The sequence below is a fragment of the Nocardioides sp. J54 genome, assembly GCF_000519005.1.
Taxonomy (GTDB): Bacteria; Actinomycetota; Actinomycetes; order Propionibacteriales; family Nocardioidaceae; genus Nocardioides.
This window is the reverse complement of record NZ_JAER01000003.1, coordinates 186344-210455: the sequence shown is the minus strand read 5'-3', so window position 1 is coordinate 210455 and position 24112 is coordinate 186344. Positions and strand designations below refer to the sequence as shown.

Here is a 24112-nt window from a genome sequence, read left to right as displayed (position 1 = left end):
CCGCCGCCTGCCGGAACGACAAAGGAAGCGGGATTGTCTTGAGGCTCAACAAGGTAGTGGGGATCGGCGCCGTGGCGCTGACCCTCGGTCTCTCCCTGACGGCGTGTGGCACGACCGAGGACGGCGACGGCGGCAGCAGCAGCAACGGCGACGCCGCGTGCGACCTCAAGCTCGCCTTCTTCGGCCCGGAGACCGGCCCGGCCGCCGGTCTCGGCAAGCCGATCATCCAGGGCGCGCAGCTCGCGGTCGACCAGTACAACGCGGACGCCGAGTGCGAGGTCGAGTTCGTGAAGTTCGACTCGCAGGGCAGCCCGGACGAGGCGCCGTCGCTGGCGACCGAGGTCGCTGGTGACGAGAAGATCATCGGTGTCGTCGGCCCCGCGTTCTCCGGTGAGTCGGCCGCTGCCGGCCCGATCTTCGCCGAGGGTGGCGTCCCGACGGTCTCGCCGTCGGCCACCAACCCGACGCTGTCCGAGAACGGCTGGGACACCTTCCACCGCGCGCTCGGCAACGACGCGACGCAGGGTCCGGCCGCGGCGAAGTACATCCAGGACACCATCAAGTCCGAGTCGACCTTCGTCATCGACGACGCCTCCGAGTACGGCGCCGGCCTGGCCGGCATCGTCAAGGACACCCTGGGCGACACGGTCGTCGGCAACGACACCATCCAGGTCGGTGACACCGACTTCTCCGCCACCGTCACCAAGGTGACCGACTCGAAGGCCGACACGGTCTTCTTCGGTGGTTACTACGCCGAGGCGACCATCCTCGTGGGCCAGCTCCGCAAGGGCGGCTTCGATGGCACGTTCGTCGTGGCCGACGGCGTGAAGGACCCGGCCTACCTCGACGCGAAGGCCGCTGCCGAGGGCACGATCATCACCTGCCCCTGCATCCCGGACACCGACCCGGCCGTGGCTGACTTCGCCAGCCAGTACGAGGAGGAGTTCGGCGAGGCGCCCGGCACCTACGCCGCCGAGGCCTACGACGCCGCCAGCATCTTCCTGGCCGGCATCGGTGAGGGCATCGACACCCGCGAGGACATGCTCGCCTTCGTCAACGAGTACGACGAGAAGGGCATCACCAAGCAGCTGAAGTTCGACGAGTCGGGCGAGCCCGCCGACGTCCACGTGTACGCGTACACCGTGAAGGACGGCGCGATCGTCCCCGAGGGCGAGATCGAGTGATCGACGGTTGATCCGTCCGACATGACAGGCGATGCGGCCGGGGACCACCGTCCCCGGCCGCATCACTGTCCAGAGCTTGAGGGCCAGGAGGCCTGAGTGAATTTCGACTTTCTCTTCAGCAACCTGCCGCAGCTGACGATCGGCGGTCTCGCCTTTGGTGCCATCTACGCACTGATCGCGCTGGGCTACACGATGGTCTACGGCGTGTTGCAGCTCATCAACTTCGCGCACTCCGAAGTGTTCATGTACGGCACCTTCGCGATGTTGTGGACGGTGATGGCGCTCGGCGGGGCCGACGCCGACGGCGTCCAGCTGATCGCCATCCTCATCGCGGCACTGTTCGCGGCGATGATGATGTCGGCACTCATCGCGCTCCTTCTGGAGCGCGTGGCCTACCGCCCGCTGGTCAAGAAGAACGCGCCGCGGCTGATCGCCCTCATCTCCGCCATCGGCGCCTCGTTCGTGCTGGCCGAGCTGATGGGCCTGCGCGACCGCGTCACCGGGTGGATCGGCCTCGACGACGACCTCTCCGAGTACGTCGGCAAGGCGCGCATCAACAACAGCATGGCCGGCGTCGTCGACGCCCCCCGCTGGGAGATCGGCAACGTCACCCTCTCCAGCATCGACGTGATCGTCATCGTCGCCGCCGTCGGCATGATGGTCCTGCTCGACCAGTTCGTGCGCCGGTCCCGCCTCGGCAAGGGCATCCGGGCCACGGCCCAGGACCCCGAGACGGCCGCGCTCATGGGTGTCAACCCCACCCGCACGATCCAGATCACCTTCCTCATCGGCGGCCTGATGGCCGGTGTGGCGGCGTTCCTGTACATGCTCAAGATCGAGACCACGAAGTACGACGTGGGCTTCCTGCTCGGCGTCAAGGCGTTCACCGCCGCGGTGCTCGGCGGCATCGGCAACCTCCGCGGGGCGCTGCTCGGCGGCCTGGTGCTCGGCGTCGCGGAGAGCTGGGGCTCGGCGCTCTTCGGTACCGAGTGGCGCCACGTCGTCGCGTTCGTGCTGCTCGTCGTCATCTTGCTGTTCCGCCCGACCGGACTGCTGGGTGAGTCGCTCGGAAAGGCCCGCGCATGAACAAGATCAAGCAGAGGTTCATCTCCCTGCCGCGCCCGGTGAAGGTCCTGCTCTGGGTCCTCCTGGCCCTGTTCGCCTACGCCCTGCCGCTGCTCGAGCTGCCGATCATCACCACGCCGGGTGTCGACTTCGGCGGCGTGCTGTTCGTCGTGACGATGTACGCCCTGGTCGCGATCGGCCTCAACATCGTGGTCGGCTACGCCGGCCTGCTCGACCTCGGTTACGTCGGCTTCTACGCGATCGGCGCCTACACCGCCGCGATCCTGACGTCCTTCCACGCGCACTGGCCGCTGCTGCTCTCGATCCCGGTCGCGGTGGTCGCCACGACCATCTCCGGGGTGCTGCTCGGCGCGCCGACCCTGCGGGTGCGTGGCGACTACCTCGCCATCGTGACCCTCGGCTTCGGTGAGATCATCCGCCTCGTCGCGGTCAACGTCGAGTGGCTCGGCGAGCGCAAGGGCATCTCCAACATCGCCCGCCCGCCGAGCATCGGCGGCGACGACGGCCTGTTCCAGATCCCGCACCTGTACTGGGGCGACGGCACGGTCCTGCTCGACACCGAGGACACCACCGCGTTCCTCAAGTTCGGCGTGCTGGACCAGATCCCGTACTACTGGCTCGGCCTGACGGTCGTCATCGCCATGCTCTTCGCCGACAAGCTGATCAAGAACAGCCGCGTGGGTCGGGCCTGGGAGGCGACCCGTGAGGACGAGGACGCTGCCGAGCTGATGGGCGTGCCGACCTTCCGGTTCAAGCTGCTCGCCTTCGCCACCGGCGCCTTCGTCGGCGGCCTCGCGGGTGCGCTCTACGCCAGTCGCCAGAGCTTCATCAACCCGGACTCGTTCCTGCTCCTGTTCTCCATCCTGTTCCTCGCTGCGGTCGTCGTCGGCGGCCAGGGCAACCGGTGGGGCGTCGTCGTCGGCGCCGTGCTGGTCGCCTACCTGCCGCAACGGTTCCGCGAGTTCGACGACTTCCGGGTGCTGGTCTTCGGCCTCGCCCTCGTCCTGCTCGCCGCGTGGCGCCCGGAGGGCCTGTTCCCGCCGAAGCGGACCGTGCGTGCCAGGCAGCTGGAGCAAGATCTCGAGGAGCTCGAAGAGGGCCACGAGGGAGAGGAGGCGGCTCGTGCCTGACCTCACCAAGCAGACCCCGGCGACCCCGGACCCGGAGGCACCGCGCAGCACCGCCCCCTCCGGCGGCGGCCCGGTCCTGGAGGTGCAGAACCTCACCCTGAAGTTCGGCGGCCTCACCGCGCTGGACGACGTGTCGTTCCACATCGACCAGGGCGAGATCCTCGGCCTGATCGGGCCCAACGGTGCCGGCAAGACGACCTGCTTCAACGCGGTCACCGGCGTCTACCGGCCCACGAGCGGCGACATCCGGTTCCAGGGTGGCTCGATCGTCGGGATGAAGCGCTACAAGATCACCCAGCAGGGGATCGCGCGCACCTTCCAGAACATCCGGCTGTTCCCGACCATGACGGCGCTGGAGAACGTCCTCGTCGGCGCGGACGCGCAGCACAAGACGGGCATGTTCACGGCGCTCTTCCGGCTGCCCCGGCACCGGCGCGAGGAGCGCGAGGGCCACGACCGTGCGATGGAGCTGCTCCGCTTCATGGGCATCCACCGCAAGGCCGACGAGCTGGCGGCGAACCTGTCGTACGGCGACCAGCGCCGCCTCGAGATCGCCCGCGCGATGGCGACCGAGCCGAAGCTGATCTGCCTCGACGAGCCGGCCGCCGGCTTCAACCCGGCCGAGAAGGTCGAGCTGATGAACCTGATCCGCAAGGTGCGCGACCAGGGCTACACCGTGCTCCTCATCGAGCACGACATGAAGCTCGTCATGGGCGTGACCGACCGGATCGTCGTGCTCGAGTTCGGCCGCAAGATCGCCGAGGGCAAGCCCGCCGAGATCCGAGACAACCCGGCGGTCATCGCCGCCTACCTGGGAGTGGACGAGGAAGATGCTTCTTGAGGTCGAGGGCCTCTGTGTCAACTACGGGCACATCGAGGCCATCCGTGACATCAGCTTCAACGTCCCCGAGGGCACGGTCACCACGCTGATCGGCGCCAACGGCGCCGGGAAGACGACCACGCTGAAGACCATCTCGGGCCTGCGCAAGGTCCGGGCCGGGTCGGTGAAGTTCGAGGGCAAGGACATCACCAACGTGGAGCCGTACGACCGGGTGAAGCTCGGGATCGGGCAGTCGCCCGAGGGTCGCCGGTGCTTCGTCGGGATGACGGTGCGCGAGAACCTGGAGATGGGTGCGTTCACCCGCAAGGACCGCAAGACCGCGGCCTTCCGGGAGGACCTGGACCGGGTGCTCGGGCTGTTCCCGCGGCTCGAGGAGCGGATCAACCAGGTCGCCGGCACGATGTCCGGCGGTGAGCAGCAGATGCTCGCCATCGGCCGAGCGTTGATGTCGAACCCGCGGCTGCTCCTGCTCGACGAGCCGTCGATGGGCCTGGCGCCGAAGCTGATCCAGCAGATCTTCACGATCATCACCGAGATCAACCGGCAGGGCACCACCGTGCTCCTCGTGGAGCAGAACGCCGCACAGGCGCTGCGCCGCTCCCACGAGGCGCACATCCTGGAGACGGGCGAGATCGTCCGTTCCGGCAAGGGTGAGGACCTGGCGGTCGACCCGGCCGTCAAGGCCGCCTACCTGGGCGGCGACGTCTAGCCGGCCCCCTGCCACCAGCACGACGAAGGGCCCCGCCACCCGGCGGGGCCCTTCGTCGTCGTACGGCGCGGTGCGGGCGGCTAGAGCACCTTGGAGAGGAACGCCTGGGTGCGCTCGTGCTGCGGGTTCGAGAGCACCTCCGCGGGCACGCCCTCCTCGACGACGACGCCGCCGTCCATGAAGACCAGCTTGTCGCCGACCTCGCGGGCGAACCCCATCTCGTGGGTCACAACCATCATCGTCATGCCCTCGGCGGCGAGGTCCTTCATGACCGACAGGACGTCGCCGACCAGCTCCGGGTCGAGGGCGCTCGTCGGCTCGTCGAAGAGCATCATGTCGGGGTCCATCGACAGCGCCCGCGCGATGGCGACGCGCTGCTGCTGGCCGCCGGAGAGGTGGGCGGGGTAGGCCGACTCCTTGTCCGAGAGGCCGACCTTGGCGAGGTTGGCCCGGGCGACCTGGACGGCCTCCTCCTTGCCGCGCCCGCGCACCGTGCGCTGGGCCAGCGTCAGGTTCTTCAGCACCGACAGGTGCGGGAAGAGGTTGAACTGCTGGAACACCATGCCGATCCGGGAGCGCACATCGTCGAGGTCGGTCTCGGGGTCGCAGATGTCGATGCCCTCGATGAGCACCTCGCCGGAGGTCGGCTCCTCGAGGCGGTTGACGCAGCGCAGCAACGTCGACTTGCCGGAGCCCGACGGCCCGATCACGCAGACCACCTGGCCGGGGTCGACGAAGAAGTCGATGCCCTTGAGGACCTCGTTGTGGCCGAAGGACTTGTGCAGGTTGCGCACGGCGATGGCCGGCTGCGACGCGTCGGCCGCCCGGCCGGGCTTCTCGAGTGGGACGCCGCTCATCGGGTTGCCTTCCTCTGTCGCCGCTCCTGCCAGGCCACGAGCTGGGTCAGCGGGATCGTGATCACCAGGTAGAGCAGGGCGGCCTGGACCAGGCTCGTGGCCGTCCCCGCCGAGACACCCGACGAGGTGAAGTCGCGGGCCACGGTGGTGAGCTCGCGCCCGGTGAAGGTGGAGCCGATCACCGACAGCAGAGCGGTGTCCTTGATCAGCAGCACGAACTCGTTGGTCAGCGGCGGGATGACGATCCGGAACGCCTGGGGCAGGACCACCCGGAAGGTGGTCGACGTGGCGCCCATGCCCAGCGAGCGCGCCGCCTCGGTCTGGCCCTTGGGCACCGCCTGGATGCCGGCGCGCAGGGTCTCGGCCATGTAGGCGCTGGCGACCATGATGAGCGCGAGCAGGCCCGCGCCGACGACGCCGCCGGGCGGGTTCCAGCCGATGGCGATCGGCAGGCCGAAGCCCATGAACAGGATCACGAGCAGCGCGGGCAGGCCCCGGAAGAACTCGACGTACGCCGTCGCCAGCCAGCGCAACGTGGCGATGGGGGAGAGCCGCATGAGCGACAGGACCACCGCGAACGCCAGTCCGCCGGCGAACGCGATCGCGGTGTACTTCACCGTGTTGACGGCACCGATCGTGATCAGGTCGCCCCAGTTGCTGTCGCCGCCGGCCACACCGTCCGGGCTCCAGAAGTTGGCCCGGAAGGCGCTCCAGTCGATCAGCAGCAGGGCAGCGACGACCGCCGCCAGGACGCCGAGGTTGACGCCCCAGACGACGAGCCGCCGCTTGGTGGTGCGCTTCACTCGACCTCGAAGTACTTGTTGTAGATCTCGTCGTAGGTGCCGTCCTCGCGCATCTCCTCGAGCGCGCCGTTGACGTCCTCGACGAGCTGGCTGTTGCCCTTCTTCATGGCCAGGCCGTACTGCTCGTCGGTCTCGTAGGTCTCGACGACCTTGAACTTGCCGTCCTGGGTGTGGTCGAGGTTGACCGGGAGGTCCTGCAGGATCGCGTCGACCTGGCCGGCCTTGATCGCCTGGAAGAGCTCGGCGTCGCTCGGGAAGGTCACGATCTCCGCACCCTCGGCGTTCTTCTCGGCGTACGCCTTGCCGGTGGTGCCCTGCTGGACGCCGACCTTCACGCCGTCCAGGTCACCGATCGCGGCGATCTCGCTGTCGGCCGCGACGAGCAGCGACTGCTTGGAGTCGTAGTAGCCGTCGGAGAAGTCGAGGTTCTTCTTGCGGTCGTCGGTGATCGTCATCGCGGAGGCCGCGAGGTCGCACTGGCCGGCGTTGAGGGCCTGGCCGCTCTGGAGGGCGTCGAAGGAGGAGTCCTGGATCGTCAGGTCGAGGTCGAGCCGCTCGGCGACCTCGGCGACGATGTCGACGTCGAAGCCCTTGAAGCCGAGCTCGCTCTCCTTGTCGAAGTCCTCGAACGGCGGGTAGGGCACGTCGGAGCAGACGGTGAGCGAACCGGCCTTCACCACGTCGGCGCCGGTGGAGGTCTTCCCGTTGTCGTCGGAGCCACACGCCCCGAGGGCGAGGGCGGCAACGGCGGTCAGGGCGAGTGCGGAGAGTCGAGACGTCTGCATGTCGGCACCTTATGTCTTTATGTTGCGCCGCGCAGATGCAGGCACGCCGAGGGCCCGGGACCCGTAACGCAGATGTTGCACGCCGATCCGGGGATCCCCCTGTCGGCCGGCGGGGAGGGGGCGTAATCTTTGCCCACGGACCGCCCGACGCCGCGCGGTCCCCGTCTTGGGGTGAGGAAGGCAGGGACCTGCATGAGCCGCTACTCGCTGACCACGCGCGTCGCCACGCGGGAGGACGCGCCGGTCCTGGCCGAGCTCTGGAACGACTCGCTGCGTCGCGCCGACCGCTCCGAGCAGAACGCCGACCTCGAGCTGGTCGTCAAGGGGGCCGAGGCGTCACCCGAGCAGCGCGTGGTGGTCGTCGAGTACGACGGCCAGCTGGCCGGAGCGGTCTACCTGCGGATCACGACCCTCTCGCCGCTCAACCTCGAGCCGTGCGTGCAGGCCATCCACCCCCGGGTCTTCGACCAGTTCCGCCGCCACGGGGTCGGCCACACGCTGATGGAGGCTGCTGCCGCGTTCGCGGAGGACAACGGCATCCTGCACGTGGTGGCCGCCGTACCCCACGCGTCGCGGGACACCAACCGGTTCATGGCCCGCCTGGGCATCGCGCCGGTCGCGATGTACCGCATCGCCCCGACCACGCTGCTGCGCTCGCGGATCTCGCCGCAGCGCTCGCCCGTCGGTGCCGACAGCGGCCGCACCCGGGTGCTGGCCGCCCGACGCTCGCTGCGCCGGGCCCGCGCGGAGCGGCTCGCCCTGCCCGAGGCCTGAGCCGGCCCGCAGCGTCAGCCCTTCGGGGTCGGGTCCCGCTCGATCAGCGCGCAGGTGATGCGCGAGGTGCACACCCGGCGGCCGTCCTCGTCGGTGATCTCGATGCTGAAGCTGGCCATCGTGCGCCCCACGTGCAGCGGGGTCGCGACGCCGGTGACGATGCCCCGGGTCGCCGAGCGGTGGTGGGTGGCGTTGATGTCGGTGCCGACCGCGAACCGGCCCGGCGCCGCGTTGAGCGCCGCGGCGATCGACCCGAGGGTCTCGGCCAGCACGACCGACGCGCCGCCGTGGAGCAGGCCGTAGGGCTGGGTGTTGCCCTCCACCGGCATCGTGGCGACGACGCGCTCGGGGGAGACCTCCACGAGCTCGACACCCATCCGCTCGTTGAGGGCACCCATGTTGGCGCGCATGAACTCGGCGATGTCGGTGTTGCTCGTCATGGCCCGACGATATCGAGCACCGGCGGGGGGACCGCTGTCGGTCGGCCTCGGTAGAGTCGCCGGGTGCCCGAGACAACTCGTCCGCGTCTGCTCCTCCTCGACGGCCACTCGCTGGCCTACCGTGCCTTCTTCGCCCTGCCGGTCGAGAACTTCTCGACCGCGACGGGGCAGAACACCAACGCCGTCTACGGGTTCACCTCGATGCTCGTCAACGTGCTGCGCGACGAGCAGCCGACCCACGTCGCGGTCGCCTTCGACGTGTCCCGGCAGACCTTCCGCACGGAGGAGTACGCCGAGTACAAGGCGAAGCGCAACAAGACCCCGGGGGAGTTCAGCAGCCAGCTGCCGCTGATCGAGCAGATGCTGACCACCTTCTCCATCCCGTTCCTCAAGATGGACGGCTTCGAGGCCGACGACATCATCGCCACGCTGGTCACCCAGGCGCTGGCCGACGAGACCAGCGGCCTCGAGGTCCTCATCCTCACCGGTGACCGCGACTCGCTGCAGCTGGTCACCGAGCGGTCCACGGTGCTCTACCCGATGCGCGGCGTCTCCGACCTGGCCCGGATGACCCCGGCCGCCGTCGAGGAGAAGTACGGCGTCCCGCCGCACCGCTACCCCGAGCTCGCCGCGATCGTCGGCGAGACCTCCGACAACCTGCCCGGCGTCCCCGGCGTGGGTGCGGGCTTCGCGGCGAAGTGGATCAACACCTACGACGGCCTGGACAACGTCATCGCCCAGGCCGACAAGATCACCGGCAAGAAGGGCGAGGCGTTCCGCGCCCACCTCGGCGACGTGATCCGCAACCGGCGGCTCAACGCGCTGGTGCGCGACCTCCCGCTCGGCGTGACCATCGACGACCTGGTCCGCCGCGAGTGGGACCGCACCGCCGCGCTCGAGCTGCTCGACGAGCTGGAGTTCCGCGGCGAGCTGCGCACCCGCATCCTCGACGTCGTGGCCCCGGGCGAGGACGTCCCGGTCGAGGCCGGCGTCGAGCTCGACGGCACCACCCTGGCCCCCGACGCCGTCGCCGGCTGGCTGGAGTCGATCGGCACGGAGACGGTCGGCCTCAGCGTCCGCGGCACGTGGGGGAGCGGCACCGGCCGCGTCACCGGGCTCGCACTCGCGCTGGCGGACGGCCGGGCGGCGTACGTCGACGTCGAGGAGATGAGCGCCACCGACGACGCCGCGGTCGCCTCGTGGCTCGCCGACCCGGAGCGGCCCAAGGTCCTGCACAACGCCAAGGGCCCGCTGCTCGCGCTCTCCGCCCAGGGCTGGAAGCTCGCCGGGGTCGTGGAGGACACCGCCCTGGCGGCCTACCTCGTCGCCCCGGACCAGCGTTCCTACGACCTGGCCGACCTCAGCCTGCGCTACCTGCACCGCGAGCTCGCCCCCGCCGGCGACGACGACCAGGGGATGCTCTTCGACGACGGCGACGCCGACGACGGCATCGCCCGCAACGCCATGGTCCAGGCGCGGGCCGCCCTCGACCTGTCCGCCGAGCTGGCCGACGAGGTCGAGAAGGCCGGCGGCCGCAGCCTGCTCACCGACGTCGAGATGCCCCTCGTCGGCATCCTCGCCGCGATGGAGCAGACCGGCATCGCCGTCGACATCGACCACCTCGAGGGCCTCGAGGCCCACTTCGGCGAGGAGGTGCGCAAGGAGGCCGAGGAGGCGTACGCCGTCATCGGCAAGGAGATCAACCTCGGCTCGCCCAAGCAGCTGCAGGTCGTGCTCTTCGACGAGCTCGGCATGCCGAAGACCAAGCGCACCAAGACCGGCTACACCACCGACGCCGACGCCCTGCAGAACCTCTTCAAGCAGACCGAGCACCCGTTCCTGCTCCACCTGCTGCGCCACCGCGAGGTGATCCGCCTCCGGCAGACCATCGAGGGCCTGCTCAAGACCGTCCAGCCCGACGGCCGGATCCACACCACCTTTCACCAGACGATCGCCGCGACCGGGCGGCTGTCGAGCACCGACCCCAACCTGCAGAACATCCCGATCCGCACCGAGGAGGGCCGCCGAATCCGGGAGAGCTTCGTCGTCGGCAGCGGCTACGCCTCCCTGATGACGGCGGACTACAGCCAGATCGAGATGCGGATCATGGCCCACCTCTCCGAGGACGAGCTGCTCATCGAGGCGTTCCGCTCCGGCCGCGACTTCCACGCCGAGACCGCCTCGCGCGTCTTCGACGTCGCACCGGAGGCCGTCACCCCGGAGATGCGGGCCAAGATCAAGGCGATGAACTACGGCCTCGCCTACGGCCTGTCCGCCTTCGGACTCTCCCAGCAGCTCGGCATCGAGCCCGGCGAGGCCGCCGGCCTGATGACGGAGTACTTCGAGACCTTCGGCGGCATCCGCGACTACCTCACCGGCATCGTCGACGAGGCCCGCCGTACCGGCTTCACCGAGACCATCATGGGCCGCCGCCGCTACCTGCCCGACCTGACCAGCGACAACCGGATGCGCCGCGAGGCCGCCGAGCGGATGGCCCTCAACGCCCCCATCCAGGGCTCGGCCGCCGACCTGATCAAGGTCGCCATGCTGCGCACCCAGGCGGCCATCGACGAGGCCGGCCTCCGCTCCCGGATGCTGCTCCAGGTCCACGACGAGCTCGTCTTCGAGGTCGCCGACGGCGAGGCCGAGGCCCTGGAGGCGCTGGTCCGCGACCAGATGGCCGGCGCCGCCGACCTCACCGTCCCGCTCGACGTCTCGGTCGGCACCGGCACCTCCTGGCACGAAGCCGCGCACTGAGTTCGTCTGCGCGAGCGTGTCGCCTGTCGAGGTCGAGGGGGACCCTTCGGGCCCGCCCTCGACCTCGACGCGCCTTCGGCGCGGGCGCCACGCTGCCGCGCTGGCTGACCGCGCGAGCGTGTCGCCTGTCGACGGCTGCGTGCAGGCCTCGCAAGCTCGGCCCGCACTTGCCGCCGACGCGCCTCCGGCGCGGGCGCCACGCTGCCGCGCCGCAGTTGGCTCCGGCGGATGGCACCGTCCGTCTGGCGGCAAGCCGGGCGTAGGCCCGGGCGGGATCTGGGCGGTCAGGGCGGGACGTCATGCGTTGCGTGGGCTGGAGCCCACGGTTCGTATGACGTCCTCGCCCTGCAGGCCTGAGTCGCACCGATTGGGCAGGAACTGCATGCCCGCACGGCGTGTCGCGTGTCGTTTGGGACCAAACGACAGGCCAGGCGGCCGCTTGTGGCGGCGCGGGCGGAGCCCGTGCCGACATCCGCGCCGCAAGCAGGCGGTCGGCTCAGCGCGGCCGCCTGGACGAGCCCGGAACAAGATCGCCGATTGGGCAGGAACGACATGCCCGCACGGCGTGTCGCACGTCGTTTGGGACCAAACCGCAACCCCGCGACCCGGCCCGCACCAGCCAGCTAGGCCCGGCCACCCACCGGAGCAGCCATCCGCCGGTGCCGGACCACCTGCAGCCCGATCAGCAGGACGACGACCACGACGTCGACGACCGCGACGGTGACGGCGAGCTCGCGGACTGCGTCGGCGACGGCGCCGGCGGAGACGAGAGCCACGACGCCGGCGGCGATGATCCACTTCGTCGTGCGCCCACGGCGGGCGAGTCCGGCGTAGACGAGGAGCTGGAGGACGGCGAGCAGGCTGCCGAGGACCGCGAAGAGCCAGAGGTCGTCGCGGACGCCGGCGTAGTCGTCGCCGCCGATGAAGACGAGGGCGAGGTCGGCGAGGAGCCAGGTGGCGGCGGTGGCGGCGGCGCCGAGGACGGCGAGGAAGGTGAGGCCCTTGAGCACCGCGCCGCGGCTCTCGGCGTCGGTCGACATCGAGGGGAAGAGGATGACCACGGCGAACTGCGGCAGGAAGAGCACGGCCTTGGTGACGATGAGGCCGCCGGCGTACAGCCCGGCGTCGTGGTCGCCGAGGACGCTGCGGGCGACGACGACGTCGAGGTTCGACAGGGCGAGGAAGGCGAGCAGGGCCAGGGAGCTGGCGGCGGTCTCGCGGACGACGTCGCGGCGGACGTGGTGGTCGTGGGACTCGCCGGGGCCGTCGGCGCGGTGGCGCAGCGCCCAGTAACCGACGGCGACGGGGAGCCAGGACGCGATGAGGACGCCGAGCATGGCGCTGGTCTCGGTGTCCCACACCAGCAGGAAGCCGCCGCCGATGACGACCCGGGGGACACCGACGGCGAGGTAGACCAGGCTCAGCGGAAGCCAGCGGCGCTCGCCCTGCAGCACCCCGGCCTGGCCGCCCATGATCGTCACCGGCACCACCGCGAGCGCGAGCAGCACGGCGGGCAGCAGGCCGTCGAGGCGCAGCAGCTGCCACACCGCGGGCGCGGCGGCGAGGGTGATGCCGCCGAGCAGCAGCGCGCTGCCCCAGGTCGTGCGCAGCACGGTCTCCTCGATGGCGGCGACGTCGTCGGGCTCAGCGGAGATCCGCCGCGCGGCGGTGGCCTGGAGCCCGAGCTGGACGACGGAGAGCACGAGCAGCAGCGCCATCAGGCTGGCGACCTCGCCGTACTGGCTGGGGCCGAGCAGGCGTGCGGCGACCATCTGGAAGGCGTAGGTGCCGACGTTGGTGACGGCCATCGCGATGGCGATGCCGGCCGTGCTGCGCAGCAGGTCGCGCACCCGCGAGCGCGAGACCCGGGCATCAGTCGTCACGCGTGCAGGGTAGGCGGACGGTCCCGGTTCCGCCCATCCGGGACACGCGCTCGTATGCTGACGACCGCCACGAGCACGAGGAGAGGGAGGCCGGATGCCGGGCAAGGAACGGCGCGGCCGGGTGCTCCTGGTCGCGGTGTACGCCGCGATCTCGCTGCTGGTGTTCACCGAGAAGTGGGGCCAGTCGACCAGCGACACCCGGTTCGAGCTGACCGAGGTGCCCGGTCCGCACCTCCAGGGGACCCTGGCGTTGTGGAACCCCGAGGTGTCGCTGGGGGAGATGCAGAACCAGGCCTACGGCTACCTCTTCCCGCACGGCAGCTTCTTCTGGCTGGCCGAGCTGGTGGGGATGCCGGGCTGGGGCTCGCAGCGCCTCTGGTCGATCCTCATCCTGCTCCTCGCCTGTGAGGGCGTACGACGCCTCGCCCGTGCCCTGGGCATCGGCTCCGTCGGGGCGGCGGTCGCCGGCCTGGCCTACGGCCTCACCCCGCGCCACGTCACCGAGATCGGCACCCGCAGCGCGGAGATCCTGCCCGGCGCGGTGCTGCCGTGGGCGGTGCTGCCGATCGTGCTGGCCACCCAGGGGCGGCTCCGGCCCCGGGAGGCAGCGGTCCTGTCGGCGGCCGCCTTCGCCTGCTCCGGGGGCGTCAACGGCACCGCGACCGCGGCGCCGGCCGCGCTGCTGGCGATCATCGTCGGCTGGGCGGTGCTCACCCGGCGGCTGACCTGGCACTTCGGCGTCGGCTGGCTCGCGCTGGTCGGGGCCGTCAGTGCGTGGTGGATCCTGTCCCTGCTGCGGCTGGGCGCCTACAGCCCGCCGTTCTACGACTTCGTGGAGGACGCCCGCGCCACCACCGGCACCTCCGGGTTTGCCGCCGTGCTGCGCGGGGCGAGCAACTGGGTCGGCTACATCTCCGTCGGCGGACGCCGCTGGTGGCCGGCCGGCTACGACCTCGCCTACGAGCCGTGGCTGGTGCTCGGCACCGGCGTCGTCGCCATCGTCGCGTTCATCGGCCTGCTGCGGATGCAAGGGCCCTGGCGCACCCCGCTGCTGCTCGCCGCGGGCTTCGGCCTCACCTGCCAGGTCATCGCCCACACCGGCACCCTCGACAGCCCGGTCGGCCAGGCGCTGCGCGACCTGCTCGACGGCCCGCTCGCGCCGCTGCGGAACGTGCCCAAGGTCGACCCCGTGCTCCGGGTTCCGATCGCCATCGGCCTCGGGTCGATCGTCGCCGAGATGGTCCGCCACCTCACCACCCGCGAGCGCGGCCGCAGCCGCACCCTGCGCAAGGTGGGCGCCGGCGGCCTGGCGCTCGCGCTCGCCGGCGGCCTGGTCGCGATGGTGCAGCCGATCGCGACCGCCGACACCCGCACGCCGGGCTGGGAGAAGCTCCCGGACTACTGGCACGACGCGGCGGAGTTCCTCGAGGAGTACTCCGCGCAGACCCCGGGCGCGGGGGCGACCTGGGTCATCCCCGGGTCCGGCTTCGGCATCCAGCAGTGGGGCTGGACCATGGAGGAGCCGATGGAGGCGGTCGCGCGCAGCCCGTGGATCACCCGGTCCCAGGTGCCGCTGACGCCGCCGGAGACGATCCGGCTGTTCTCGATGATGGAGACCTTCCTCGAGACCGGCTCCGGCTCGCCGTACCTGCGCCACCTGCTCAACCGTCTCGGCATCGACGCGGTCCTGGTCCGCCACGACCTCGACCCGAGCGTCTCCCAGGCCACCTCCGCCAGCCTCGTCGGCGTGGCGCTGGGCCGCTCGCCGGGCCTCGAGTCGATCGCCACCTTCGGGCAGCTCGAGTTCGGGCCCGCGATCGAGATCTTCTCCGTCCAGCCGGCGGTCGGTGCGCAGACCGGCACCGGCGGGTACGACGTGCGCGACGTCGACGACGCGGTGACCGTCGCCGGCTCCGTGGAGGCCGCCGTCGCGGCCGTCGGCCACGGCCTCGTCGGCCCGGCGCAGGCGATGATCCTGGCGGGCGAGCCCGGCTGGGACCGGGACGCGCAGGTCGTCGGCGACGCCTACCGCAAGCGCGAGCGGGCGTTCGGGCGGATCCAGGACGCCGAGAGCGCCGTGATGGCCGAGGACGAGCCCTACCGCGGTGACCGGGTGGTGCCGAACTACCCGGGCGCAGCCGGGGCCGAGCCCGTCGTCGCGGAGTACGAGGGCATCGCCGGCGTCGACGCGTCGAGCTCGCGGTCCTGGACCAGCTCGCTCGGGGCCGTGCACGCGGAGAACTCGCCCTGGGCCGCGTTCGACGGAGACGAAACGACCTTCTGGCGCACCAGCCCGTTCACCGACGCCGTCGGGCAGTGGGTCGAGGTGGACCTCGGCACCGAGCGCCGGGTCGGCGAGGTGCACTTGGCCCAGCCGCTCGCGGAGGGCATCGACCAGGTCGCGCGCTGGCGGGTCACCGCCGGCTCCGCGAGCGAGGAGGTGGAGGTCGACCCGTTCACCGGGGCGGGCTCCGTGGTCCTCGACGTCCGGGCCGACCGCGTGCGCGTCCAGGCGCTCGACGCCCCCAGCCGCCAGTCGGCCATCGGCCTCGCGGAGGTCACCATCGACGGGGTCACGCCCCGCCGTACCCTCGTCCTCCCGGAGGTCGCGACCGACGGGCCGCCCGACGTGCTGCTGTCGGCGTCCCCGGAGACCCGGTCCTGCGTGCTGACCCTGCTCGGCCCGGACTGCGACCGCTACCGCGCCCGCGCTGCAGAGGAGACGACCGGCATCGACCGGACCTTCACCCTCGAGGAGGGCGGCGAGTTCACCGTCCGCGGGCTCGCGGTCGCGCGCAGCCGACCGGCGACCGTCGAGCTGCTGCAGCCGCTGGGCGGCACGAAGGTCACCGGCTCGTCGTGGCTCGGCGTCGACCCCGCGGTCTCGCCACGGATGGCGCACGACGGCAACCCCGCCACGTCCTGGGTCGCCGACCCGCGGGACCCCGAGCCCACGCTGACCGTCGACCTCGGCGAGGTGCGCACCCTGCGCCGGATCGTCGTCGACCCGCCGGCCGGCGTCGCGGTCCGTCCCGACCGCGCAGAGATCCGCGCGACCACCGCCGACGGCGAGGAGGTCCGCACCGCCGACCTGCGCGGGTACGGCGGCTTCGAGCCGCTGCGCGCCCGCCGGCTCACGATCACCTTCAGCCGCTCGGTGGAGACCGTCGGTGGCGCGCCGCTCGGCGTCGGTGAGGTCCGGCTCGGGGGAGCCCGGGTCGCCGCCACCCTCGACGGCGGTGGGCCCACCGGCGCCGTGTGCGGGTTCGGGCCGCCGCTCGTCGTCGACGGCCGCACCGTGCCGACCCGCGTGGTCGGGATGATCGGCGACGTCGTCGCCGCCGGGCAGCTGGCCGTCCAGCCCTGTGACGAGGACGGCGGTCCGTTGCGCCTCGAGGCGGGGGAGCACCGGGTCGAGGTCCGCTCGACCGAGCAGTTCCAGCCGGTCGCGCTCACCCTCGACTCGGTCGACGCGGGCGCCGACCCCGACCGGGGACCGTCCCGCTCGCGGGAGACCGATCTGATCTCGGTCTCCGACACCCGGGTGCGGCTCGAGGTCGGTCCGGGGGAGGACGCGGTGCTGTCCTCGCCCCACAACGTGAACCTCGGCTGGGTCGCGACCGTCGACGGCCGTGAGCTCGAGCGGATCACCGTGGACGGCTGGGCCCAGGGCTGGCTGGTCCCCGAGGACGTCGCCGGCGAGGTCGAGCTCGTCTACGAGCCGCAGCGCGGCTACATCATCGTGCTCGTCGCCGGGCTGGTGCTGCTCGGAGCCGTGCTCCTGCTCGCCCTGGCGATCCTGGTCGCGGGTGCGGTACGGCGCAGGCGGGCTCCCGTCGCGCCGGTGCCGCCTGCCCGCCAGCCGGACCAGCCGGACCAGCCAGAGGGTCCGGAGCGTGCGGGCCACCGCCGCGGTCCCGGTCGTGCACGGTGGCTGCGTCCGGCGGCCGCGGTGCTCGCCGGTGGCGTGCTGGCGTGGCTCGTCGGGGGACCGGTCGTCGGTGTCGCCGGCGCGCTGGGGGTCCTCCTGGCCCGCTGGCCACGGGTCGTGCAGGCGGTCGCCGGTGCCGTGCTGCTCGGTGCGCTGGTCGCGTTCGTGGTCGTGCTGACCGACGGGCCGGACCTGGCGCCGCGGGCGGTCGACCTCGCCACCGGCGCGGCGATCGCGCTCGGCCTGGCTGCGGCGCTGGCCCGCACCACGCCCCCGGAGCGGGGATGAGGCGTCCCCCGGCGAGCGTGTCCGTCGACGTCGCGGTCAGCCTGGCCGTGGCGGTGGCGGTGCTCGGCCCGTTGCTCGTCGGCGGCGGGTTCTGGCTCGTCGGGGACATGGTCTTCGTGCCGCGCCAGCCGTGGAAGGACGCGTGGCTGGGGCTCGACGAGTCGCTGCCGCGGGCGGTGCCGATGGACGCGCTCGTCTCGCTGGCCAGCCAGGTCCTGCCCGGCGCGCTCGTGCAGCGGGTCCTGCTCCTCGGCGGCTTCCTCGCCGGCGGCGTCGGGGTCGCGCGGCTGGTCGCCCGGTCCACCGCCGCCCGCGCCACCGGCCACCGCTGGTACGCACGGGCCGCGGCCACGACGCTGTTCTGCTGGAACCCCTGGGTGCTGGAGCGGCTGCTGATCGGGCAGTGGGCGATCCTGCTGGGCTACCTGCTGCTGCCGTGGGTGGCGCTGGGCGCCCTGCGGCTGCGGCAGGACCCCCGCGACGCCGGGCCGGCTGCCGTGGCCCTCGCCGCCGCCGCGGTCTGCAGCCCCTCCAGCGGGGCGATGGCGTTCGCGGTCCTCGCGGTGCTGGCCCTCGGCCGGGACCGGCGCACCTGGCTGACGGTCGCCGTCATCGGCACGGTGGCCAACCTGGTCTGGGCCGTCCCGGCGCTCACCGCCGACGCGGTCCGGGTGTCGACCGACGGGGTCTTCGCGGCGTTCGCCGCCCGTGCCGAGTCAGGCGCCGGGGTCGTGGCCAGCACCCTCTCGCTCGGCGGTATCTGGAAGACCTCGATCGTGCCGGGGGAGCGCACCAGCAGCGTCGTGGTGCTGCTCGCCTGCCTGCTCTCGCTCGCCGCGCTGGCCGGCCTGCGCCACGCCGGCCCCGACCGCCGGCGCTGGCTCGGCCTCGGCCTCGGAGCACTGCTGGTCGCGCTCGTGCCGGCCACCGGGTGGGGCGCCGACCTTCTGGAGTCGCTCGCGTCCGGCGTGCCCGGGCTGGCCCTGCTGCGCGACTCGCACCGCTTCCTGGCGCCGTTCGGCCTCGTGCTCGCCATCGGGGCAGCCCACACCGTGACCCACCTGCGCGGGCTGGTGCGGCCGAGGCGTGGCGCGTGGTGGAGCGCCGTCGTGCTGCTGGTCGCGGCGCCGGTCCTGCTGCTGCCGAGCCTCGCGCTCGGCGGCGGGATCCCGCGGTCGTCGTACCCGCAGGCGTGGGGGGACGTCGCGGAGCTCGTGGGCGACGACGACGTGACCGTGGTGCTGCCGTGGACCGGCTCCTACCGCGGCTACGCGTGGAACGACCGGCGTGCCGTCCTCGACCCCGCACCGCGCTTCCTGCCCGGCACCGTGATCGTCGACGACAGCGTGCTGCTCGAGGACACCGTGGTGCCCCCGGAGGACCCGCGCGTGCTCGCCGTCGCTGAGGCCCTCGAGGCGGCCGACCCCGCGGCGGCGCTGCGCGCCGAGGGCGTGCGCTGGGTGCTCGTCGAGCAGGGGATGGTCGAGGTGGAGGTCCCGCCCGGCACCGTCCGGTACGACGCCGACGGGCTCACCCTCGTCGACCTCGCCGGCGGGGGCACGGTCGCCGACGGCCCGACCGCGGTGCGCCCGGAAGCCCCGCAGGTGCGCCGAATTCTTGTCGGATTTGGTCACGGTTTGGCGATTCTTTTGCTTTTGGCTGGCGTTGTCGCGATACTCCGGACAGGGAGTAACGGGCGTCACACCACATGATGGACATGGGGGGCGTGGCGCTCTGTGCCGGTCTTTGGGAGGGGACCAGCGCATGAACACGATCATTGCCACGGTTGTCGGAGCACTCGCTTCCACCGCCGTTCTTGTCGCCGGCGTCAACGCTGCTCAGTCCGAGCACAAGCCGGTCAGCGAAGAGAAGCTCTACAGCTACTCGGACCAGTAGTCGTCCGGTCGCTCGTCGTCTGCTGACGGCGGGCGGTCGAGTCACACGTCCACCTGGGAGGGGGGACGTCTGAGCAGACGGCTTGGGAGGGTCCGATGCTGCAGATCGTCATTCCGGCGTTCAACGAGGAACGCCGCCTGCCGCGCACGTTGCGGGAGCTGCGACGCCACGTCGCCGCCCACCGCGGCGAGCTCGGCCGCGTCGAGGTGCTGGTCGTCGACAACGCCAGCGCCGACGCGACCGCCGACGTGGCCCGCGCTGCGGACTCGTCGGCACTGCCCGTGCGCGTCGTGCACTGCGCCCGGCGCGGCAAGGGTGCCGCCGTGCGCGCCGGCCTGCTGGCCAGCGACGCCGACGTGGTGGCCTTCATGGACGCCGACGGCGCCACCGGCCTGGCTGCGCTCGAGACCGCGGTCCAGCGGCTCCGGCTCGGTGCCGACGTCGTCATCGGGTCCCGGGGCCTCGACGACAGCGTCACCGAGGCGCGGCACTGCCGCAGCCGCTCGGCCGGCGCGGCGGCGTACCGCCGCCTCGCCCGGCGGCTCACGCCCGGCATCGTCGACACCCAGTGCGGGTTCAAGGTGTTCCGCGGCGAGCTCGTCCGAGCTGCCGTGCAGGACCTGCGCACGGCGGGCTTCTCGTTCGACGTCGAGCTGCTGGTGCGCCTGCGGGTCGCCGGCGCCCGGATCGAGGAGATCCCGGTGACCTGGGTCGACGTGCCCGGGTCCACCTTCGTGCCTGCGCGCCACGGCGCCGGAGCCTTCGCCGAGCTCGCGCGGATCGCCTGGTCGACCCGCGGGCTCGCGCCGGACCCCGGCAGGGTGGCGGCCAGCGGAACGCGGTCCCCCATGCCGCTGCCCGCCGCCGCTGCCCTGCCGGCCGCCGTCGCGGTGCCGGTGGTCGTCAGCCTCGCGCTCCGGAGCCCGCGATGACGTCCCCGACCGGCCTCGCCGGCCGCCGGGTCGTCGTCGTGAACTGGCGCGACCTCGACCACTCGCTGGCCGGAGGAGCGGAGATCTACGCCTGGCAGTACGCCCGCGCCCTGCGCGAGGGCGGCGCCCACGTCCGCTTCGTGACCGCCCGCGAGAAGGGCCAGTCGGCCCGCGCCGTGCGCGACGGGATCGAGGTACGCCGTGGGGGAGGTGCGCTCGGGTTCTACCTGTTCGCCCTGGCCTGGCTGCTGCGCCACCGTCGCGACATCGACACGGTGATCGACCCGGCCTGCGGGCTGCCGTCGTTCTCGCCGCTCGTGGTCCGGCGCCGCACGCCGGTGCTGCTCGTCGTGCACCACGTCCACCAGGCCCAGTTCGCCGTGCACTTCCCGGCACCCGTCGCTGCCTTCGGGCGGTGGCTGGAGCGGGTCGCGATGCGGCGGGTCTACCGCCGGCGGGTGGTCGCTGCGGTGTCGCCGTCGACGGCGGCCGAGATGCGCAGCCAGCTGGGCTGGCGCGGGGACATCAGGATCCTCGAGAACGGCGCCGAGCTGCCGCCGTACCACGCGGTCGAGGCAGCGACGAAGGACGCCGACCGGGTCGTCGTCCTGGGCCGCCTGGTCACCCACAAGCGGGTCGACCTGGCCCTCGACGCCGTCGCGCTGGTCAGCGCCCGCACCGGTCGCGACATCCACGTCGACGTGGTCGGCCAGGGGCCCGAGCACGACCGGCTCGTCGCCCACGCCGCCGGCCGCGGCCTCGGCGGGCTGGTGACCTTCCACGGCTACCTGTCCGAGGAGGAGAAGGGCGACGTGCTCGCCCGCGCCTCCGTCCACGTGTGTGCGTCGGACGCCGAGGGCTGGGGCCAGGCCGTCATCGACGCCGCGGCCTGGGGCGTGCCCACCGTGGCGCGCGACGTGCCCGGCCTCCGTGACTCCATCCGCCACGCCGAGTCCGGCTGGCTCGTCGCCGACGACGCCGACCGGTCGGTCGTCACCACCCGGCTGGCGCAGCGGATCGAGGCCGCCCTCGCCGACGCCGACGACCCCACCACCCGGATCCACCGGGCCCGGGCCTGCCTCGCGTGGGCCCACCGGTTCGACTGGTCGCAGATGCGTACCCACGCCCGCGACCTCACCACCGAGATGCTCACCGGCCGGACACCCACGCCGGCCGTTCCCACGACCCACGCGAGCCTCGCGTGGCCTTCTGAGAGGTGCTGACCATGCGCAGCAAGCTTGCAGCCGTAGCCGTCGGGCTCGGCGTCTTCATGATCGTCGCGGCCGTCCTCGTGCGTGCCTACGCCTACCCGACCCTGGCGACGGTCCCGGCCGACTACGAGGGCATCACCCGCCTCGAGGCCAAGGACGCCCAGGTCTTCAACAGCGACCCCGAGGTGCTCGAGACCGAGACCACCGACCTCGAGGTCACCTCCCGGACGATCGCCGACTCCGGCGCGGACGCGCCGGACGGCACGGTCGTGTGGGTCAACTCGACCACGGTCACCCGCGCCGACGGCTCGGTCTTCCAGCAGGCCCGTGAGCGGGCGTCGTTCGACGCCGTCTCCGGCGCCGCGGTCGAGTGCGAGTCGTGCGACTCGTGGGTCGAGGTCGCCGCCGGCGAGCGCGTCCCGACCGTCCGCGAGGGCCAGGTCTTCAAGTTCCCGTTCGACACCCAGAAGAAGGACTACCCGGTCTGGGACGGCACCGTCGAGCAGGCCGTCGACGCGGTCTACGAGGGCGAGGAGAAGATCGACGGGCTCACGGTCTACAAGTTCGTGCAGACCATCGAGCCGCAGGTCGTCGAGACCCGCGAGGTCCCGGGCTCGGTCTTCGGCTCCGACGAGGCGTCCGTCGACGCCGAGATGTGGTACGGCATGACCCGGACCTTCTTCGTCGAGCCGACCACCGGTTCGCCGGTCGACCGGGTCGAGGAGCGCGTCCAGGAGCTGCGGTACGACGGCGAGACCGTGCCGGCGTTCACCGCCACCGTCGAGTACACCGACGAGCAGGTCGCCGAGCTGGTCGACGACGCCAGCTCCAACGCCACCCTGCTCGGCGGCATGAAGCTCACCTTCCCGCTGATCCTCGCCCTCCTCGGCATCGCGCTGCTCGCTGCCGGCCTCTTCCTGGGCCGCTCCGCCGCTGCGCACCGCCGCGAGGAGGCGGAGGAGAAGAAGCTCGTCAACGCCTGACGAGCACCCCTCAGCTCCTCTTTCAACGGAGGGAGACGACGGCCCCGGGCTCGCGCCCGGGGCCGTTGTCGTCAGCGGTCCACCCGTCGCTATCGTCCCGGAGGTGTCCACCATGAAGGAGCGGCTGCGCTCGTTCCACGAGCGACGGATCGACGTGCCCGTCGGGCCCGACGCCCTCGTCCTCGACGTCGGCAGCGGGGACAAGCCGTCCTGGCGCGCCGACGTGCTCCTCGACCGCTACCCGGACGACGCGTTCGCCGGGCAGCGCTCCGGCACCGGCCGGACCCGGATCGACCGGCCGCTCTTCGACGCCGACGCCGCGGACATGCCGTTCGCCGACGGGGTGTTCGACTACGCCATCTGCTCGCACGTCCTCGAGCACGTCACCGACCCGGTCGGCGTCGTCCGCGAGCTCACCCGCGTCGCCAGGGCCGGCTACATCGAGGTCCCCGAGGCCTCGGCCGCGAAGATCATCGACTTCCCGAGCCACCTGTGGTGGTGCCGCCTCGACGAGTGGACGCGCCCGCCGACGCTGGTGATGACCGCCAAGCAGGCGCCGGCCTTCGACAGCGAGATCGACGCCTACCTGCAGCGCTCGGGCCTCGCGGGGCCGGTGAAGAAGCTGATCGACAGCAACCACCACCACAACATCATCGCCCTGCGCTGGGAGGGCTCCCAGCCGATCCGCGTCGAGGGCGAGCACGACCCGGCATTCGTCGAGGCGACCGTCAACGCCGAGGCCCACCACGGCACGGGGGAGGCGGTCGCGGCGCGCGTCCTGACCGCCCTGCTCACCGCCCGCAAGCCGCGGCGCACCGCGCCGATCGCGTGGGACGACATCATGAAGCCCGAGCTGCGCCGCGGCGACGGGGCGCTCCTGGAGGCCCGGCTCTACCGGATGTGACCCGGTGCGAGCCCGTCAGGGCTTGTGGGCGACGACGACCAGGCTCACGCCGGGCAGCCGCTTGAGGGGGAGCACCCGCTCCATCCCGACCGCGACGCGCAGCCCGGCGTTGAGGACCGGGTGCACCGCCTCCATCTCGCTCTGCGGGGCCTCCTTGCCGCGCCGGCGGGCCCGCACGACCGGCCGCAGCAGCACGTTCCACGAGTAGAGGTCGTCGATCACCAGGCCGGCGCCACGCACCAGCTCGGCGAGCTGGTCGCGCTCGTAGCGCCGGACGTGTCCGAGCGCGACGTCGTGGCCGCTCCACAGTGCCATCCCGGCCGGCACGGCGACCAGCGCCCGGCCCCCGGGGCGCAGCACACGGAACGTCTCGGCCGCGACGGCGACGTCGTCGTCGATGTGCTCCCAGGCGTCGGTGGACATCACCAGGTCCACCGACTCGTCGGCGATCGGCAGGCGGCGGCCGTCGCCGCGGACCACGGGGATCCCGCGGGACGCGGCGATCCTGGCCCCGGTCGCGGTGTACTCGACCCCGACGGCCTGCCAGCCCAGCTCACGCAGGACCACCGTGTTGCCGCCCATGCCGCACCCGACGTCGACCGCCCGGCCCGGCGTCCACGGGCGAACCGCCCGCCGGACCAGGGCCCGGCGGGCGGCGTACCACCAGTGGCGGCGTTCCAGGGCGGCTGAGCGCTCGATCTCCTCCGCATCCACGCGG

The 24112-nt window shown here is 72.1% G+C and carries 20 protein-coding genes; 14 read left to right on the top strand and 6 right to left on the bottom strand.

Going from position 1 to position 24112, the window contains the following annotated elements; translation table 11 throughout:
• The first annotated feature begins 71 nt into the window (after positions 1 to 71).
• The 5 genes from NOCJ54_RS0103510 to NOCJ54_RS0103490 all read left to right on the top strand — a co-directional run bounded on the left by NOCJ54_RS0103510 (position 72) and on the right by NOCJ54_RS0103490 (position 4950).
• Entirely contained in the window at positions 72 to 1184 is a 1113-nt protein-coding gene (locus NOCJ54_RS0103510; protein WP_198020084.1) for a branched-chain amino acid ABC transporter substrate-binding protein, read from the top strand.
• 96 nt (positions 1185 to 1280) lie between these two features.
• The gene (locus NOCJ54_RS0103505; RefSeq protein WP_051485434.1) at positions 1281 to 2270 is read left to right on the top strand and encodes a branched-chain amino acid ABC transporter permease; all 990 of its coding nucleotides are present in this window, start codon (positions 1281 to 1283) and stop codon (positions 2268 to 2270) included.
• On the top strand, positions 2267 to 3400 hold the full coding sequence (locus NOCJ54_RS0103500; RefSeq protein ID WP_051485433.1) for a branched-chain amino acid ABC transporter permease: 1134 nt from the start codon (positions 2267 to 2269) through the stop codon (positions 3398 to 3400). Before NOCJ54_RS0103505 ends, NOCJ54_RS0103500 begins: the two co-directional genes overlap by 4 nt.
• Positions 3393 to 4241 carry an ABC transporter ATP-binding protein gene (locus tag NOCJ54_RS0103495; RefSeq protein WP_028654362.1) on the top strand — a complete coding sequence of 283 codons (849 nt, stop codon included), beginning with the start codon at positions 3393 to 3395 and terminating at the stop codon, positions 4239 to 4241. Before NOCJ54_RS0103500 ends, NOCJ54_RS0103495 begins: the two co-directional genes overlap by 8 nt.
• A complete protein-coding gene (locus NOCJ54_RS0103490; RefSeq protein WP_028654361.1) occupies positions 4231 to 4950 on the top strand; it encodes an ABC transporter ATP-binding protein in 720 nt (239 codons plus the stop codon). The genes NOCJ54_RS0103495 and NOCJ54_RS0103490 overlap by 11 nt, the downstream gene beginning before the upstream one ends.
• A gap of 80 nt (positions 4951 to 5030) precedes the next feature.
• On the opposite strand, the gene NOCJ54_RS0103485 is transcribed toward NOCJ54_RS0103490, so the two are convergent.
• Genes NOCJ54_RS0103485 through NOCJ54_RS0103475 form a run of 3 tightly spaced genes read right to left on the bottom strand, consistent with a single transcriptional unit; the run spans position 5031 to position 7395 of the window.
• On the bottom strand, positions 5031 to 5807 hold the full coding sequence (locus NOCJ54_RS0103485; protein WP_036516653.1) for an amino acid ABC transporter ATP-binding protein: 777 nt from the start codon (positions 5805 to 5807) through the stop codon (positions 5031 to 5033).
• Entirely contained in the window at positions 5804 to 6610 is an 807-nt protein-coding gene (locus NOCJ54_RS0103480; protein WP_028654359.1) for an amino acid ABC transporter permease, read from the bottom strand. The genes NOCJ54_RS0103485 and NOCJ54_RS0103480 overlap by 4 nt, the downstream gene beginning before the upstream one ends.
• Entirely contained in the window at positions 6607 to 7395 is a 789-nt protein-coding gene (locus NOCJ54_RS0103475) for an ABC transporter substrate-binding protein (protein WP_028654358.1), read from the bottom strand. Before NOCJ54_RS0103475 ends, NOCJ54_RS0103480 begins: the two co-directional genes overlap by 4 nt.
• Positions 7396 to 7587: 192 nt before the next feature.
• On the opposite strand from NOCJ54_RS0103475, the gene NOCJ54_RS0103470 reads away from it, so the two are divergent.
• The gene (locus NOCJ54_RS0103470; protein ID WP_036516651.1) at positions 7588 to 8169 is read left to right on the top strand and encodes a GNAT family N-acetyltransferase; all 582 of its coding nucleotides are present in this window, start codon (positions 7588 to 7590) and stop codon (positions 8167 to 8169) included.
• A gap of 14 nt (positions 8170 to 8183) precedes the next feature.
• On the opposite strand, the gene NOCJ54_RS0103465 is transcribed toward NOCJ54_RS0103470, so the two are convergent.
• Positions 8184 to 8609, bottom strand: a complete 426-nt coding sequence (locus tag NOCJ54_RS0103465; protein WP_028654356.1) for a hotdog fold thioesterase — start codon at positions 8607 to 8609, stop codon at positions 8184 to 8186.
• A gap of 63 nt (positions 8610 to 8672) precedes the next feature.
• On the opposite strand from NOCJ54_RS0103465, the gene polA reads away from it, so the two are divergent.
• The gene (polA, locus tag NOCJ54_RS23660) at positions 8673 to 11366 is read left to right on the top strand and encodes a DNA polymerase I (RefSeq protein ID WP_036516649.1); all 2694 of its coding nucleotides are present in this window, start codon (positions 8673 to 8675) and stop codon (positions 11364 to 11366) included.
• Positions 11367 to 11989: 623 nt separating this feature from the next.
• On the opposite strand, the gene NOCJ54_RS0103450 is transcribed toward polA, so the two are convergent.
• Positions 11990 to 13249, bottom strand: a complete 1260-nt coding sequence (locus NOCJ54_RS0103450; RefSeq protein WP_028654355.1) for a lipopolysaccharide biosynthesis protein — start codon at positions 13247 to 13249, stop codon at positions 11990 to 11992.
• Positions 13250 to 13343: 94 nt separating this feature from the next.
• Here NOCJ54_RS0103450 and NOCJ54_RS23655 point away from each other — a divergent pair, with 94 nt between their 5' ends.
• From NOCJ54_RS23655 to NOCJ54_RS28000, 7 genes are all read left to right on the top strand, one after another.
• Entirely contained in the window at positions 13344 to 17468 is a 4125-nt protein-coding gene (locus NOCJ54_RS23655; RefSeq protein WP_036516648.1) for an alpha-(1->3)-arabinofuranosyltransferase domain-containing protein, read from the top strand.
• On the top strand, positions 17465 to 19180 hold the full coding sequence (locus NOCJ54_RS23650) for a hypothetical protein (RefSeq protein ID WP_157514777.1): 1716 nt from the start codon (positions 17465 to 17467) through the stop codon (positions 19178 to 19180). The genes NOCJ54_RS23655 and NOCJ54_RS23650 overlap by 4 nt, the downstream gene beginning before the upstream one ends.
• A gap of 52 nt (positions 19181 to 19232) precedes the next feature.
• Positions 19233 to 19364, top strand: coding sequence for a hypothetical protein (locus NOCJ54_RS30455; RefSeq protein WP_261376671.1), 132 nt, complete (start codon positions 19233 to 19235; stop codon positions 19362 to 19364).
• A 95-nt stretch (positions 19365 to 19459) separates the two neighbouring features.
• Positions 19460 to 20296: a glycosyltransferase gene (locus NOCJ54_RS23645; protein WP_051485431.1), complete on the top strand. Its 837-nt coding sequence runs from the start codon at positions 19460 to 19462 to the stop codon at positions 20294 to 20296.
• Positions 20293 to 21519, top strand: coding sequence for a glycosyltransferase family 4 protein (locus NOCJ54_RS23640; RefSeq protein ID WP_051485430.1), 1227 nt, complete (start codon positions 20293 to 20295; stop codon positions 21517 to 21519). Before NOCJ54_RS23645 ends, NOCJ54_RS23640 begins: the two co-directional genes overlap by 4 nt.
• Positions 21520 to 21521: 2 nt before the next feature.
• Positions 21522 to 22490, top strand: coding sequence for a DUF3068 domain-containing protein (locus NOCJ54_RS0103420; RefSeq protein WP_036516645.1), 969 nt, complete (start codon positions 21522 to 21524; stop codon positions 22488 to 22490).
• A 112-nt stretch (positions 22491 to 22602) separates the two neighbouring features.
• On the top strand, positions 22603 to 23394 hold the full coding sequence (locus tag NOCJ54_RS28000; RefSeq protein ID WP_051485429.1) for a class I SAM-dependent methyltransferase: 792 nt from the start codon (positions 22603 to 22605) through the stop codon (positions 23392 to 23394).
• Positions 23395 to 23409: 15 nt separating this feature from the next.
• Here NOCJ54_RS28000 and NOCJ54_RS0103410 read toward each other — a convergent pair whose 3' ends face one another.
• Positions 23410 to 24108 (bottom strand): class I SAM-dependent methyltransferase, encoded by a 699-nt coding sequence (locus NOCJ54_RS0103410; RefSeq protein ID WP_028654353.1) that lies wholly within the window; start codon positions 24106 to 24108, stop codon positions 23410 to 23412.
• Positions 24109 to 24112 lie beyond the last annotated feature (4 nt).

Coding starts and splice junctions, on each gene's coding strand:
- NOCJ54_RS0103500 (WP_051485433.1), top strand. CDS start 2,267: ATGAACAAGATCAAGCAGAGGTTCATCTCCCTGCCGCGCCCGGTGAAG.
- NOCJ54_RS0103490 (WP_028654361.1), top strand. CDS start 4,231: ATGCTTCTTGAGGTCGAGGGCCTCTGTGTCAACTACGGGCACATCGAG.
- NOCJ54_RS0103485 (WP_036516653.1), bottom strand. CDS start 5,807: ATGAGCGGCGTCCCACTCGAGAAGCCCGGCCGGGCGGCCGACGCGTCG.
- NOCJ54_RS0103475 (WP_028654358.1), bottom strand. CDS start 7,395: ATGCAGACGTCTCGACTCTCCGCACTCGCCCTGACCGCCGTTGCCGCC.
- NOCJ54_RS0103470 (WP_036516651.1), top strand. CDS start 7,588: ATGAGCCGCTACTCGCTGACCACGCGCGTCGCCACGCGGGAGGACGCG.
- NOCJ54_RS0103465 (WP_028654356.1), bottom strand. CDS start 8,609: ATGACGAGCAACACCGACATCGCCGAGTTCATGCGCGCCAACATGGGT.
- NOCJ54_RS23655 (WP_036516648.1), top strand. CDS start 13,344: ATGCCGGGCAAGGAACGGCGCGGCCGGGTGCTCCTGGTCGCGGTGTAC.
- NOCJ54_RS23650 (WP_157514777.1), top strand. CDS start 17,465: ATGAGGCGTCCCCCGGCGAGCGTGTCCGTCGACGTCGCGGTCAGCCTG.
- NOCJ54_RS30455 (WP_261376671.1), top strand. CDS start 19,233: ATGAACACGATCATTGCCACGGTTGTCGGAGCACTCGCTTCCACCGCC.
- NOCJ54_RS23645 (WP_051485431.1), top strand. CDS start 19,460: ATGCTGCAGATCGTCATTCCGGCGTTCAACGAGGAACGCCGCCTGCCG.
- NOCJ54_RS23640 (WP_051485430.1), top strand. CDS start 20,293: ATGACGTCCCCGACCGGCCTCGCCGGCCGCCGGGTCGTCGTCGTGAAC.
- NOCJ54_RS0103420 (WP_036516645.1), top strand. CDS start 21,522: ATGCGCAGCAAGCTTGCAGCCGTAGCCGTCGGGCTCGGCGTCTTCATG.
- NOCJ54_RS28000 (WP_051485429.1), top strand. CDS start 22,603: ATGAAGGAGCGGCTGCGCTCGTTCCACGAGCGACGGATCGACGTGCCC.